General features: G+C 72.4%; 11 protein-coding genes. 5 read left to right on the top strand and 6 right to left on the bottom strand.

Annotated elements, in window-relative coordinates:
* Positions 1-132: 132 nt before the first annotated feature.
* From ACIPYQ_RS18960 to ACIPYQ_RS18970, 3 genes are all read right to left on the bottom strand, one after another.
* Positions 133-3216, bottom strand: a complete 3084-nt coding sequence (locus ACIPYQ_RS18960; RefSeq protein ID WP_401252415.1) for a tetratricopeptide repeat protein — start codon at positions 3214-3216, stop codon at positions 133-135.
* Positions 3213-5069 carry an HSP90 family protein gene (locus ACIPYQ_RS18965; RefSeq protein ID WP_401252418.1) on the bottom strand — a complete coding sequence of 619 codons (1857 nt, stop codon included), beginning with the start codon at positions 5067-5069 and terminating at the stop codon, positions 3213-3215. The genes ACIPYQ_RS18960 and ACIPYQ_RS18965 overlap by 4 nt, the downstream gene beginning before the upstream one ends.
* Positions 5070-5248: 179 nt before the next feature.
* Positions 5249-5788 (bottom strand): RNA 2'-phosphotransferase, encoded by a 540-nt coding sequence (locus ACIPYQ_RS18970; protein ID WP_401252421.1) that lies wholly within the window; start codon positions 5786-5788, stop codon positions 5249-5251.
* 132 nt (positions 5789-5920) lie between these two features.
* Here ACIPYQ_RS18970 and ACIPYQ_RS18975 point away from each other — a divergent pair, with 132 nt between their 5' ends.
* The gene (locus tag ACIPYQ_RS18975) at positions 5921-6760 is read left to right on the top strand and encodes an aquaporin (RefSeq protein WP_401252424.1); all 840 of its coding nucleotides are present in this window, start codon (positions 5921-5923) and stop codon (positions 6758-6760) included.
* A 90-nt stretch (positions 6761-6850) separates the two neighbouring features.
* Here ACIPYQ_RS18975 and ACIPYQ_RS18980 read toward each other — a convergent pair whose 3' ends face one another.
* From ACIPYQ_RS18980 to ACIPYQ_RS18990, 3 genes are all read right to left on the bottom strand, one after another.
* Positions 6851-7771 carry a MerR family transcriptional regulator gene (locus ACIPYQ_RS18980; RefSeq protein ID WP_361753272.1) on the bottom strand — a complete coding sequence of 307 codons (921 nt, stop codon included), beginning with the start codon at positions 7769-7771 and terminating at the stop codon, positions 6851-6853.
* 210 nt (positions 7772-7981) lie between these two features.
* Positions 7982-9772 carry an SDR family oxidoreductase gene (locus tag ACIPYQ_RS18985; protein ID WP_401252428.1) on the bottom strand — a complete coding sequence of 597 codons (1791 nt, stop codon included), beginning with the start codon at positions 9770-9772 and terminating at the stop codon, positions 7982-7984.
* Positions 9769-10638, bottom strand: coding sequence for a M24 family metallopeptidase (locus tag ACIPYQ_RS18990; protein WP_401252431.1), 870 nt, complete (start codon positions 10636-10638; stop codon positions 9769-9771). The genes ACIPYQ_RS18985 and ACIPYQ_RS18990 overlap by 4 nt, the downstream gene beginning before the upstream one ends.
* Positions 10639-10855: 217 nt before the next feature.
* On the opposite strand from ACIPYQ_RS18990, the gene ACIPYQ_RS18995 reads away from it, so the two are divergent.
* Genes ACIPYQ_RS18995 through ACIPYQ_RS19010 form a run of 4 tightly spaced genes read left to right on the top strand, consistent with a single transcriptional unit; the run spans position 10856 to position 14365 of the window.
* Positions 10856-11845: an ABC transporter ATP-binding protein gene (locus ACIPYQ_RS18995; RefSeq protein WP_361753278.1), complete on the top strand. Its 990-nt coding sequence runs from the start codon at positions 10856-10858 to the stop codon at positions 11843-11845.
* Positions 11835-12722: an ABC transporter permease gene (locus ACIPYQ_RS19000; protein WP_361753280.1), complete on the top strand. Its 888-nt coding sequence runs from the start codon at positions 11835-11837 to the stop codon at positions 12720-12722. The genes ACIPYQ_RS18995 and ACIPYQ_RS19000 overlap by 11 nt, the downstream gene beginning before the upstream one ends.
* A complete protein-coding gene (locus ACIPYQ_RS19005) occupies positions 12719-13630 on the top strand; it encodes an ABC transporter ATP-binding protein (RefSeq protein WP_401252435.1) in 912 nt (303 codons plus the stop codon). Before ACIPYQ_RS19000 ends, ACIPYQ_RS19005 begins: the two co-directional genes overlap by 4 nt.
* 15 nt (positions 13631-13645) lie before the next feature.
* Positions 13646-14365 (top strand): ABC transporter permease subunit, encoded by a 720-nt coding sequence (locus tag ACIPYQ_RS19010; RefSeq protein WP_361753284.1) that lies wholly within the window; start codon positions 13646-13648, stop codon positions 14363-14365.
* The last annotated feature ends 62 nt before the right edge of the window (positions 14366-14427 follow it).

A 14427-nucleotide genomic window follows, 5' to 3' on the forward strand; every position in this document is an offset into this window, starting at 1 on the left:
CTCTCCGCTCTCTCCCACCCCGCCGCCGTCCGGCCTCTAGTCCTTTTAACCCCCCGCGGCCCCCCCCCCCCGCCCGGGGGGCCCCGGGGGGGCGCCGCCCCCCCCCCCCGGGGCGGGCCCACGACCGAGGCCCTACGCGCCGTCGTTCAGCTGCGCGAGGAGACGCTCCGCCGAGGGCAGGAGCCAGTCGGGCAGCTCGCCCTCGGGCAGCGCCCGGGCCTCGTCGATCAGCGTGGAGACACGCGCGGCGCCGGCTTTCGCGTCGCCCCGCTCGTGCTCCGTCCAGGCCGCGTTGTTCAGGCACTGGAACCGGTCCCGGAGATGGTCGGGCCCGAGCGCGGCGTAGGCGCGGGCGGCCCGGTCCCACAGCTCGATCTCTTCCAGGCGCAGCGCATCGGCCTCCGCGCGGCTCAGCCGGGCCGACGGCGTCTCGGTCTCGCCGGCGCCGGCGTCGGCGTCGGCAGCGGCCTCGACCCCGCCGGCGTCGGCAGCGGCCTCGGCCTCGGCTGCGTCCTCGTTCGTGCTGACGTGCCGGTCGAGCACCTGCGCCAGCTGGTGCCAGGTCTGGGCGAGTTCGGAGCGGAGCTCGGGGGCTCCGGGATCCGCGGCCAGGGCGGCCTCCAGCACCTCGGCGGCCTCCGTCATCCGGCCCCGGGCCTGTTCCACCGCCGTGGCCGTGACCTCCTCGCGCAGGCCCAGCCAGGCCAGGGAGCGCAGCACCCGCACCTCGGCGACCGGGGCCTCCCCCGTCAGCCGGTGCAGCTCCAGGGCCCGTTCGTAGGCGGCGACCGCCTCCGCGGTCAGCCCCGCGTCGGACAGGGTGTCGGCGGCCGACTGTGCGAGGCTCGCCTGCGGGCGCGGATCCTCCCAGCCCTTGGTCACCTCCGCCGCCAGCAGGTACTGCTCCGCGGCCGGCCGAGGCTCGTTCAGCCGGCGCAGCAGGTCGCCCAGGAACTCCCGTACGAACACCGCCTGCCCGTCACCGTGCTCCAGCAGGTCGGGCAGTGCCGACTGCAGGACCTCCGCGGCCTCGGCGGGCCTCTCCTCCCGCGCGTAGGCCCGGGCCAGCAGCAGCCGGGCCTGCGCCCCGCCGTCCGCGGTGAGACCGGCCTGGTCGAACCAGTGGGCTCCCGCCAGTGCGAGCGCAGCGGCCTCCTGCGCCGACCCGCCCCGCCGCAGCAGGATGTCCGCGAGGGTCAGCCGTACGACGCCCTGGGCCTCGGCGTCGGTCAGCTCGGCCGCGTGCTCCAGCCCGGCCCGCGCGGCGTCCTCCGCCTCCTCGAGCCGCTCGAGCGACATCAGCACCCCGGCCCGCAGCACCAGCGGGTCCACGGCCTGCCACGGTCGGCCGGCGGTGACCGCCCGCGCGGCGGACGTCGCGAGCAGCGGCACGGCCCGCTCCGGGTCGCCCTGGGCGAGGGCCACCCGGCCCAGCATCTCCTCGGCCTCCGAGACCAGGTCCGCCGCACCGTGCTCGTAGGCGGAGATGAAGGCGGTCAGCTCCGCGGCGAGTTCCCCGTGGGCGTGCTCCTGGTCCCCGCCGTGGTGGTGGTCCTGGTGGTCGTCCGGGCCGGCCGCCTCGACCGAGCGCAGGTACGACTCCACGCGCATCGCCGTCAGTTCCGCGAGCGCGATCCGCCGGACCCGCAACGGTTCGGCGGCGTCCAAGGCCTCGGCGGACCGCAGGGCGATCCGCAGCAGGTCCCGGATCTGCTCGGGCGCGTCCCCCGACTGCGCGGCCACGCTGGCCAGCCGCAGCTCGGCGAGCGCCGCGCGCTCCGCCCGGCCCAGCGCCCGGTAGCCGTCGCGCACCGCGGCCAGGAGCTGCGGAGCCTCCTCGGCCCCCCGCCGTGCGGCGGCCAGGGCCTGCTGGTCCGCGAGGTCGGCGCGGACCAGCGGATCGGGATCCGGCTGCGCGTCCACCCGTACCGCAACCTCGGCCCACAGCGCGTCCGCACCCGGATGACCCAGGTCGCGGGCGCCGCGGGCCCGTTCCACGAGCTCGGCGAACCCGGTGGGCGCCACGAACGGCGTGGGGACGGCGGAGGCGGAGGCGGTGGAGCCGGCGGTGGCAGCAGCACCTTCCGTGTCGGTCCGGGGCAGCTCCGCACTGCGCACCCCCAGCGGCAGGGTGCCCACCAGCGGCTCCCGGCCCACCCGCGCGAGGAACCGGTCCGAGACCCGGGTCGTGCGGTTGCGCGCGTCGAACTGCCGGGCGATGTCGAGGCAGCCCGCGTGGAGCACCTCGTACAGCTCGGAGACCGTACGCGGGGTTCCCTCGTAGGAGACGGCCGGGATCCGGCCGTGTCCCAGCTCCTGCAGACGGCGCAGCAGCACGAGGATGCCGCCGTGGAAGGCCAGCCGGTCGTCGAGGTTGGCCAGCGGCGCCACGTGGGCGGCGTGCTCGGCCAGGATCTCCAGGCCGCGCGACTCGTTGCCGGTGAGCGCGCAGAACTCGATGTGCCTGCCGACCGAGGGCAGCAGGCTGTCGTTGCCGCGGGCCATGCGGTAGCCGCGCAGGTGGTTCGAGCGCGCCTCGTCGGTCCGGCCGAGCCGCAGCAGCGGCAGCAACGAGGTGGCCAGGACCCGGTGCGGCTCTTCGGCGCAGACCAGCTCACCCGTGAGCACGGGCTTCCACAGCTCCAGTGCCTCCGCGTCGTCGCCCCGTACGACGGCGTACTGGCCCTGGCCGTTGAGCTCGCAGGCCTGGCAGTCGCTCATGTCGTCGCGCTCCGCGGCCAGCCAGCGACGGAAGGCCCGCTCGGCGCGCTCGTCCTCGCCGGTCACATGGGCGAGCCACAGCTCGGCCTCGCGTACGGGCCGCTCGCTGTAGCCCGCGATCCGGTAGCGGCGCTCCATCTCGTCCAGCCAGCCGGCGGCCGACTCCAGCGGGATCCCGGGAGAGTCGGAGATGGCCGAGGCCACCCACTTGAACTGCCAGAACAGCGAGTGGGCGTCCCATTCGGAGAAGGCGCCCGGGTCCTTGTCGTACTCCTGGAGCAGCCGCGCGAAGGGCACCAGCATCTTCGACGACTCGGAGCTGTAGAGATACGCGGTGATCAGGTTGTCGAGGGCTTCGCGGAACAGTGCGCCGTCGCCGTTCGTCTCCGCCGCACCGGCCAGGGCCTCGGCGTGCGCGTTGCGCGCGGCCCCGTTCGGCGCTTCGCGGTTCTCCGCCAGACCCCGCACGATCTCCTCGCGCGTCAGCGTCGTCACTTCTGGTCCTCCTGGGCATCGCGGGCATCGGTGGAGTGCGTCGCCCATTCCAGGAGTCCGAGGAAGGCCCGGTTGAGCAGGGTGGAGTCGGCGGGGCGCAGCGGCCGCTGCGACATCAGCAGGGCCTGCCCGTACAGGGATTCGACGGCGGTGCCCGTCAGCGCCTCGTCGGGAAGGGCGGCGATCCGCCGGATCAGCGGATTGTTGTGGTTGAGGACCAGCCGGGCGCGCGGCGCGGAGCCCCGCAGCGCGCCGAGGATGCCGCTCCACAGGGAGTCGGCGCTCTCCAGCGCGGCGGTGCGGTCGCGCTCCTGGCGGGCCTGGCGGTCGTCGAGGTAGAGCGCGGGGACGGCGACGGGCTGGAAGGCGCGCAGCACCACGTCGCAGCCCTGGGGTTCGAGGCGGGTGCGCGCGGTGGCCAAGAAGGCGGCGAGCTCCAGTTCGGCGGAGGTCGGCACCGGGTCCAGCCGCTCGGTGACGGCTCCGGCGTCCAGCTCGGTGACCTTGAGCTCGGGCCGTACGGCGGGCAGCAGGGCCAGCAGGTCCGCGTCGTAGGTGTAGCCGGCATTGATGACGCCGAGTCCGTGGGCCGCGGCGATCGGTGCGATCTGGCGGAACTCCTCGACGGTGCGCGTGAAGTGGATGTCCGTGTGGGCGGCCGCGAACTCCTGCAGGCTCATCGAACCGTCGCTGGTCTCGAACGGCAGCCACGGCAGCATCAGCCCGAGCAGTTCGGAGTCGTGCCGGGCCATGGACTTCACACCGAGGTGGTGGACGCGCAGGAAGGCGGCCAGACGCTCCGGATCGCTGGCCGCGAGCTCGGCGAGCCAGCCGCGGACGCGGGCGCCGAGGGCCTCCCGTACGGCGGCCAGGGTCTCGTCGTCGTAGAGGTTCTCCCGGGAGGCGGTGGGCCGCAGGGTGTCCGTGTCGATGACGGCGCGGACGAAGAAGGCCCAGTCCGGCAGCAGGTTGTCGGCCCGGTCGGTCAGCAGCATGCCCTTGAGGTGGACACGGTGTCCGGCCCGGTGGGCGGGGCTGGTCGGCTCGGGAAGGACGTACGCCACCCCGCGTACGCCGGCGACCGGCAGGTCGAGGTCGATGCTGTCGAGCGGGGTGAAGCCGAAGAGTTCCGCGCAGTGTCCGGCGAGGGCGACGCGGCGGGCGGCGGGGGTCGGGAAGGGCCGGTCCCAGACGGCGGGCCGGTCGGTGACGGAGCGCGGTTCGCCGCCCTCGCCGTCGTCGAAGGTGATGGCGTACGGCAGCAGGGAGCCGTAGTCGCGGGCCAGTTGTTCGACCGTGGCCGGGACGGTCCATTCCGCGGCGCCCGGGCGGGCTTCGAGGACGACGGTGGTGCCGGGCTCCGGGCGCGCCTCGTGGGGCAGTTCGCGGACGGTGTACGAACCGTCGTCCGTGGCGAGCCATTCGACGGGCGCGGCATCGGGGTCGCGGGCGGAGCGGGTGACGACGCGGATCTGGCGGGCCACGACGAAGCAGGCGAGCAGTCCGATGCCGAACTGGCCGAGGAACTCCCGGCGGGTGGCCTCCAGGCCGTGCGCGGCGATGGCGCCGTCGCCGCCGCGCTTGGAGCTGCGGCCGATGGTGGCGAGCAGGGAGTGGGCCTCGTCGGCGGTCAGGCCGATTCCGCTGTCCTCGATGGTCACGCGGCCGCCGGACGCCGACAGCCGGATGCGGACCTCTGCGTCGGGGTCGAGGGCGTGGCGGGCGGTGACCGCGTCCACCGCGTTCTGCAGGAGCTCGCGGACGTAGACGCGCGGGCTGGAGTACAGGTGGTGGGAGAGGAGATCCACCAGACCGCGCAGATCGACCTGGAAATTGTGGGGTGTGGACGTCATAGGGCGTCACCTCGCGTACATGCAGGGATGGTTCGGTGATCGCGAGGTGCCCCCCTCACGGATCCCGGAGTGGGACACACATTAGGGGGATGGTCGGACAATCTCAGCGTGAATTCCCGCTCCTGAAAGCGCTTCCGGTGGCACTCCTGGAACCACTCCTGGAAGCGCAACCGGAAGTGCTACTGGAAGCGCAGGAACTCCGGCGGCACCGCGTCCGCCAGCCACACCCCGTTGGCGCTGATCCGGAACACGTGCCCCGCCGCACGCATCGCACCGGCGTCCACGGCGAGCACGACGGGCCGCCCGCGCCGCGCGCCGACCCGGGTCGCGGTCTCCCGGTCCGGGGACAGGTGCACGTGGTGGCGGGCCATCGGGCGCAGGCCCTCGGCGCGGATCGAGTCCAGGGCCGCGGCCACGGTGCCGTGGTAGAGGTACGCGGGCGGCTCGGCCTCCGGAAGGTCCAGGTCCACGGCGACGGTGTGCCCCTGGCTCGCCCGGATCCGGGTGCCGTCGACGGCGAACCGCTGCTTGTCGTTGGCGGCGACGACGTGGTCGAGCTCGGCGCGGCTGAAGGGGAACCCGTGGGCGGCGGCCGCCCGCAGGAGGTCGTCGATCTCCACCCAGCCCTGGGGGTCGAGCACCAGTCCGATCCGTTCCGGCTGGTGTCGCAGGTGTTTCGAGACGTACTTCGACACCTTCACGGTGCGTCTTTCATCCATGGCCCCAGCGTGCCCGCTCGTGCGGTCTTCCGGCAGGGATTTTCCGGTGGAGCCCGGGGGTGGACACCCTCTATCGCTCTTCCAAGATGCGGAATATATTTTCCGCTGCCACTTCTGCCCAGGGGAGAAACCATGACAGCCCATGCCTCTCTGTCACGCCGTGCGGCTGCCGAGCTGATCGGAACCGCGGGCCTGCTCGTGGTCGTGATCGGCTCCGGACTCCAAGCCGCCGAGCTCAGCCGCGACACCGGGGTCGCCCTCATCGCCAACTCGCTCGCCTCGGCCATCGGCCTCGGCCTGATCATCACCCTCTTCGGGCCGCTGTCCGGCGCCCACCTCAACCCGGTGGTCACCCTCACCTCCTGGTGGGCCCGGCGCACCGGCGGCGAGGGGCTCGGCGGCCGGGAGGCGTTCGTCTACGCCGTGGCCCAGACCGCGGGCGCGATCGGCGGCGCCCTGCTCGCGGAGGCCATGTTCGGGCGGACCCCGGGCGCCTTCTCCACCCAGGTGCGCGACGGCGGGCACCTGCTCATCGGCGAGGTGGTCGCCACCGCCGGGCTCGTCCTCGTGATCCAGGGCCTCGGGCGGATCGGGCGCCCCCGGCTCGTCCCGGCAGCGGTCGCGGCGTACATCGCCGCCGCGATCTGGTTCACCTCCTCCGGCTCCTTCGCCAACCCGGCCGGCACCGTCGGGCGCAGCTTCAGCGATTCCTTCACCGGCATCGCCCCGGAGTCGCTGCCCGGATTCGTCGCCGCCCAGCTGGCCGGCGGGATCCTCGGGCTGGCCCTGGCCGCCCTGCTGTACGGGAGGGGGACGGGGAGCGGGACCGGGGCGGGGGCCGGTGCCTCGCGGACCGCGGAGCCGGTGGCGCCGGCGGTGCCCGTCGAGACGGCCGTACCGGGGTCCCTTTCCGAGACCGCGCCGGGGGGCGGCGCGAGCCCCGAAAAGACGGCGTACGAGTCCGTGGGCTGAGACGCCGCCCCGGTTGCCCACAGGGAAAGGGGACTTGTCCACAGCCGTTTGGGCGGGTTTTGACGGCAAACGCGTGATCCGCCCTGTGGACTACCGGCCCGGCTCCGCCCGCCGCGCCAGATCGTTCATGGTCCGGGCCTGGAGTTCCCGCTCCGTCGCGGCCCGGACGAACTCCGCCACGTGGTCGGGGCCCACCAGGTCCTGCACCGCCCGTACCGTCCCGGCCGGCAGCGCCACCGGCGAGGCGCCCGACGGCTGGGGCGTGCCCGCCGCCCCCAGGTGCCGCTGCAGGTGGCGGGTGGCGAAGAGCCGCATCGCCCGTGCCAGCTCCGCGTCCACGGTCTGCTGGGCCAGCGGGCGCAGCCGCCGCACCATCGTCGCCGCCTCCGCCGCGTCCGCGTCCGTGGGCGGCACCTGCCCGAGGTAGCGCGCGAAGACGTGCTCGGTGGTGAACTCCAGGAACCGCGAGGCGATGTGCTCCACCTGCCCGCGCAGTTCCCGCAGGTGGCCGGTGATCGCCTGCAGCGGCACCCCGGCCGCATACAGCTCGGCGGCCACCGCCAGTTCCTGCGGGGAAGGCACCAGGAACTGGTCCGGGCGCCCGGGGATCCGCTCCAGGACCCCCAGCTCGCACGCCTCGCCCACCGCTTCGTCGTCCGGCCGGCCGCCGAACCGTTCGTTCAGCTCCTCCCGGCTGATCCACGCGGCCTCCTCGTCGGTCCACGGCCCGTGCACCTCGGCGACCAGCCCCAGTACGCCGCCCAGTCCGCGTCCCGCGTCCCAGGCCTCCAGCAACTCCTTGATGGAGGCCAGGGTGTAGCCGCGGTCCAGCAGGTCCGCGATCTGGCGCAGCCGCGCCAGATGCGTGTCCCGGTAGACGTTGGAACGGCCGCGCCGCTCCGGCTTGGGCAGCAGCCCGCGATCCTGGTACGCCCGGATCGTGCGCACCGTCGCCCCGCTGTGGTGCGCCAGATCCTCGATCCGGTATTCGGCCACCGCCTGATCGGACAATCCCGGCTCCCTACGACATCGCGGCTCGGCCGACCGCGCCCGCCGGGGCCCGGACGGCAGGTGAAGCCGCAAGGTACTCGACCGCCCTGCGCAGCGAGCCCTCCTGCGAGGGATGGTACGACCGCCGGAAGTAGGGGGATATGGCCGTGCCGGGCTCTCTCCACACGGGCGGCAGGTCCCGGCGCGGGGCGATCGGGTACGAGCCCGCGCTCACAGCTTGGGCTCCAGCCGTGCGATGCGCCGCAGGGCGCGCGGGGCGTAGCGGGACATCCACAGGGCGCCCTTGGACTCGGGCGTGACCGGGACGACGGCCTCGTTGCGGACCACGGCGCGCAGGATGGCGTCGGCGACCTTCTCCGGCGGGAAGTTGCGCAGCCCGTACAGCCGCGAGGAGCGTTCCTGGCGGCGCTTCTCCTCGGCCTCGTCCACCCCCGCGAAGCGCGAGGTGGCCGTGATGTTGGTGTTGACGATGCCGGGGCAGATCGCGGACACGCCGATCGACTTCGACGCCAGTTCCGCGCGCAGGCACTCCGAGAGCATCAGCACCGCGGCCTTGGAGGTGCTGTAGGCGGGCAGGGTCCTGGAGGGCAGGTAGGCCGCGGCGGAGGCGGTGTTGACGATGTGCCCGCCCTGGCCGCGCTCGGCCATCTGCTTGCCGAAGATCCGGCAGCCGTGGATGACCCCCCACAGATTGACGTCCAGGACCTTCTTCCAGTCCTCGGCCGTGGTGTCGAGGAAGGCTCCGGACAGGCCGATCCCGGCGTTGTTGACCAGGATGTCCACGATCCCGTACTCGGCGGCGACCTTCACCGCGAGCTTCTCCATCGCCTGCTCGTCGCTGACGTCCACGCACTCGGCCCAGGCCTCGGCGGCGCCCACGAGGCGGGCCATGTCGGCCGTGCGCGCCGCGCCTTCGGCGTCGCGGTCGACGGCCACGACCCGGGCCCCGGCCTCGGCGAACGCGAAGGCGGTGGCCCGTCCGATGCCGCTGGCCGCGCCGGTGACCAGGACCAGCTGGCCGCCGAAGCGGTCGGCGTACCGGCCCGGGGCCTTGCGCTCCGGTGCCCGCGTGGCCGGTTCCTCACGGGAGGTGACGAACTCGGTGATCCAGGCGGCCAGCTGGTCCGGCCGGGTCCGGGGCACCCAGTGCTTGGCGGGCAGGGTGCGCCGCAGCAGGTCCGGAGCCCAGTGCTCCAGGCCGTCGTAGAGCCGCTCGGACAGGAAGGAGTCCCCGGTCGGGGTGATCAGCTGCACGGGCGCGTGGGCGTACGCGTCGGGGCGCGGCCGGCGCAGCCGGGACCGCACGTTGTCGCGGTAGAGCCAGGCGCCGTGCGCCGCGTCCGAGGGCAGCGAGGCCGTCGGGTACGAGCCGGCCGGAACGTTCTCGAGGCGTTGGAGCATCGCGGGCCACCGCCTGCCGAGCGGCCCGCGCCAGGCGAGCTCCGGGAGCACGGGGGTGTGCAGCATGTAGACGTACCAGGACTTGGCGCCCTGGCCGAGGAGCTGCGCGGCCGCGCGCGGGGTGGGCCGCGTCATCCGCTTCTTGATCCAGTGGCCGAAGTGGTCGAGGGAGGGCCCCGACATCGAGGTGAAGGACGCGATCCGGCCCTCGGTACGGCCGACCGTCGCGAACTCCCAGCCCTGTACGGAGCCCCAGTCGTGGCCGACCAGGTGCACGGGCCGGTCCGGGCTGACCGCGTCCGCCACCGCCAGGAAGTCGTCGGTCAGCTTCTCCAGGGTGAATCCGCCGCGCAGCGGCTGCGGCGCGGTGGAGCGCCCGTGGCCGCGTACGTCGTAGAGGACCACGTGGAAGCGGGCCGCGAGCCGCTCGGCGACCTCCGACCAGACCTCCTTGCTGTCCGGGTAGCCGTGCACCAGCAGCACGGTCGGGCGGTCCGCCTCGCCGAGCTCGACGACCGACAGCTCGACCCCTCCGGTGCTCACCCGGCGCTCGCGCGCACCCGCAAGCCCTGCCACTCCTGCTCCGCTCATGTCGCTCATGCTGCCTTCTCCTCGGCCCAGCGCCGCACGTGCGGCAGGTCGTCGTCCAGCCAGAACGCGCTCTCCTCGGGATCCCGGGAGTCGGTGACGACCAGGATCTCCTCGAACTTCGCGCCGGTGCCCCGGAATCCCAGGTGCGGCTCCACCGCCCACAGTCCGGGCTGCGGCGGGTGGTCGGAGAAGTGGTACGGGCTCCACAGCGGGGACCAGCCCTCACGGTGCCCGTGCAGCGCGTCGCCGGCCAGGCCCTTCAGGGACTGGGTGCCGAAGCCGAACGCGGTCGGCGACCAGCGCCGCTCCTTGACCCGGTCGATCTTGTGCGCGATCACGCCGAACGGATAGGCCCGGTGCCGGTTGGCGTACCCCTGCCGGGTCATCAGCCGCTCGACGTTCTCGTAGATCTCGCGCAGGGAGCGGCGCTCCCGCACCTGCTCCAGGATCAGTACGCGGTGGGCCTGCAGGTCGGACATGAGCCTGTCCTGCACCGGATTCAGTCCGAGGCTGCCCGAATACCCGATGTCGGCCGCGTAGCCCTTGTAGACCGGCGCCATGTCGAGGATGAAGGGCATCCCCGGCTCCAGCTTCCGGTTGGTCGGGAAGAACTGCAGCGGGATCCTGAAGTTCGCGAAGGCGGTGCGGTCCCCGAACCAGGCGAAGGGCAGGTGGAACCAGTCCCGCACGCCACGGTCGCGCAGCCACTGGCGCTGCATGCGCGCCGCCTCGCGCTCGGTCACGCCGGGCCGCAGCTGGGCCGCGACGGCCTCGGCGCACTCGTACGAGAGGCGCTGCACCTCTCTGAACCCGTCCAGATCGGCGGAGAGTCGTCCGGAGAGTCGCGCGGTGCGTTGCTTGGTGTCCCCAGCCATGTCAGCCCGTCCATCCGTCTAGCCGTACGCGCCCGTAACTTGACACTGATGAATGTGACAATGACTGGAGATCACGTCAAGGGTCGTGCACAGACCTGTGGATAAAGTTGTCCGGTCCACATCAGCCTCCAGTACGGGTACGTACGCCTCAAGGCGGAGACGGGATCCCACTCAAGGTCTGACGCTTCGCGAGGGCTCCCCCACTAACGTCGAACCCGTGACTGTCATCGCGACCGAAAGCCTGAGCAAGCGGTACCCCCGAGTGACCGCCCTCGACCGGCTCTCCCTGGACATCGGGCCTGGTGTGACCGGCCTCGTGGGTGCCAACGGAGCCGGCAAGTCCACGCTGATCAAAATCCTGCTGGGACTGTCCCCCGCCACCGAGGGCAGCGCCGCCGTGCTCGGCCTCGACGTCAAAACGCATGGCAGTGCCATCCGTGAACGCGTCGGCTACATGCCCGAGCACGACTGCCTGCCACCCGACGTCTCGGCCACCGAGTTCGTCGTCCACATGGCCCGCATGTCCGGGCTGCCGCCCACCGCGGCCCGCGAGCGCACCGCCGACACCCTGCGCCACGTCGGGCTGTACGAGGAGCGCTACCGCCCCATCGGCGGCTACTCCACCGGCATGAAGCAGCGCGTCAAGCTCGCCCAGGCCCTCGTCCACGACCCCCAGCTGGTGCTCCTCGACGAGCCGACCAACGGCCTGGACCCGGTCGGGCGCGACGAGATGCTCGGCCTGATCCGTCGCGTCTACACGGACTTCGGCATCTCCGTCCTGGTCACCTCCCACCTCCTCGGCGAGCTGGAGCGGACCTGCGACCACGTGGTGGTCGTCGACGGCGGCAAGCTGCTGCGCTCCAGCTCCACCAGCGACTTCACCCAGATCACCACGACCCTCGCGGTCGAGGTCACCGACTCCGACACCCACCCGGACGGCACCGCCGCCCTGCGCAAGGCGCTCACCGAGGCAGGCGTCGTCCTGCACGAGGGCAGCGAGCAGGGCCTGCCCGGCGCCGGCCACATCCTCCTCGTCGAGGCCTCCGGCGAGCACACCTACGACACCGTCCGCGACACGGTCGCCGACCTGGGCATCGGCCTGGTCCGCATGGAGCAGCGCCGCCACCACATCGCGGAGGTCTTCCGCGACAGCGACCAGCCCGCGTACTCCGTCCAGCAGAAGGGAGCCGGTTCCGATGGCGCCTGAGACGTCGACCCAGATCCACAACATCGGCTACCGGTCCTACGACGGGCCCCGGCTCGGCCGTGCCTACGCCCGCAAGTCGCTGTTCTCGCAGTCCCTGCGCGGCGCCTACGGACTCGGCCGCTCGGCCAAGTCCAAGGTCCTGCCGATGATCCTCTTCGCGGTGATGTGCGTCCCCGCGCTGATCATCGTCGCGGTCGCCATCGCGGTGCCCGGCTCCACCGACCTGCCGATCAAGTACACGACGTACGCCCTGACCACCCAGGTGATCATCGGCCTCTTCCTCGCCTCCCAGGCACCGCAGTCCGTCTCCCGGGACCTGCGCTTCAAGACGGTGCCGCTCTACTTCTCGCGGCCCATCGAACGCGTCGACTACGTCGTGGCCAAGTACGCGGCCATGGCCTCGGCCCTGTTCATCCTCACCGCGACCCCGCTGCTGATCATGTGGATCGGGTCGCTCCTGGCGAAGTTCGACTTCGCCCACCAGACCAAGGGATTCGGGCAGGGACTCGTGTCGGTTCTGCTGCTGTCGCTGCTCTTCTCCGGCCTCGGCCTGGTCATGGCCGCGCTCACCCCGCGCCGCGGGTTCGGCGTCGCCGCGATCATCGCGGTGCTCCTGATCCCCTTCGGCGCGGTGACCGCGGTCCAGGGGATCGCCTACAGCACCGGGAACGCCGGAGCCATCGAGTGGATGGGCCTGTTCTCCCCCATCACCCTCATCGACGGCGTACAGACCGCGTTCCTCAACGCGACCTCCGCCTTCCCCGGCGGCGAGGGTCCCTCGGCCGGCGTCGGTGCCGTCTACCTGCTCGTCGCCCTCGGCCTCATCGCCGGCTCCTACGCCGCCCTGATGGCCCGCTACCGGAAGGCCGGGCTGTGACCACCATCGACATCGACCACACCTCCCGCTGGTTCGGGAACGTCGTCGCCGTCAACGACGTGACCATGCGCATCGGACCCGGTGTCACCGGGCTCCTGGGTCCCAACGGCGCGGGGAAGTCCACCCTCATCAACATGATGGGCGGCTTCCTCGCCCCCTCCACGGGAACGGTCACCCTCGACGGCGCGCCGATCTGGCAGAACGAGCAGGTCTACAAGCAGATCGGTGTCGTGCCCGAGCGCGAGGCGATGTACGACTTCCTCACCGGCCGGGAGTTCGTCGTCGCCAACGCCGAGCTGCACGGCCTCGACGACGCGGACGCCCAGCGGGCGCTCGCCACCGTCGAGATGGAGTACGCCCAGGACCGAAAGATCTCCACCTACTCCAAGGGCATGCGCCAGCGCGTGAAGATGGCGTCCGCCCTCGTCCACAACCCGTCCGTGCTGCTCCTGGACGAGCCGTTCAACGGGATGGACCCGCGCCAGCGCATGCAGCTGATGGACCTGCTGCGACGCATGGGCGACGAGGGACGCACCGTCCTGTTCTCCTCCCACATCCTGGAGGAGGTCGAGCAGCTCGCCTCGCACATCGAGGTGGTCGTCGCCGGCCGGCACGCCGCGTCCGGCGACTTCCGCAAGATCCGGCGCCTGATGACGGACCGCCCGCACCGCTACCTCGTCCGCTCCTCCGACGACCGGGCCCTCGCCGCGGCCCTGATCGCCGACCCCTCCACGGCCGGCATCGAGGTCGACCTGAAGGAGGGCGCGCTGCGCATCCAGGCCGTCGACTTCGGCCGGTTCACGGAGCTGCTGCCCCGTGTGGCCCGCGCGAACGACATCCGGCTGCTGACGGTCTCGCCCTCCGACGAGTCCCTCGAGTCGGTCTTCTCCTACCTCGTCTCGGCCTGAAAGGAGCTGGCACCCATGTACGACCCCACCGTTGCCCGGCTTACCTACCGGGCCCTGCTCGGCCGGCGGCGCGCGCTGATCCTGTTCGCGCTGCCCGCCCTGCTGATCGTCATCGCCCTCGCCGTCCGCGCCTTCGCGGGTGTGGACGACAAGGTCGCCGCGGACCTCCTCGGGGGCTTCGCCCTCGCCACCATGGTTCCGCTGATCGGCGTCATCGCCGGCACCGGCTCCATCGGCCCGGAGATCGACGACGGCTCGATCGTCTACCTGCTCTCCAAGCCGCTGAAGCGCCCGACGATCATCATGACCAAGCTGATCGTGGCGATCGCCGTCACCATGGCCTTCTCCGCGATCCCCACCCTGATCGCCGGGTTCATCCTCAACGGCAACGGCCAGCAGATCGCCGTCGCCTACACGATCGCCGCCCTCGTGGCCTCGATCGCCTACAGCGCGCTGTTCCTGCTGCTCGGCACCGTCAGCCGGCACGCGGTCGTCTTCGGCCTGGTCTACGCCCTGATCTGGGAGTCGCTCTTCGGCAGCCTGGTCTCCGGAGCCAAGACCCTCAGCGTCCAGCAGTGGGCCCTGGCCCTTGCCGAGAAGGTGGCCGGGGACGGGTACGTCGACGCCACCGTGGGCCTTCCCACCGCCGCGATCCTGCTGACCGTGGTCACCGTCGGCGCCACCGTCTACGCGGGCCAGAAGCTGCGCCGCCTCACCCTGGCCGGCGAGGAGTAAGTCCCGCCGCAGGCCCTGCGCAACAGTGCCCCGCCCGGCCCACCGGCCAGGCGGGGCACAGC

The organism is Streptomyces sp. NPDC090045 (assembly GCF_044747975.1).
GTDB lineage: Bacteria > Actinomycetota > Actinomycetes > Streptomycetales > Streptomycetaceae > Streptomyces.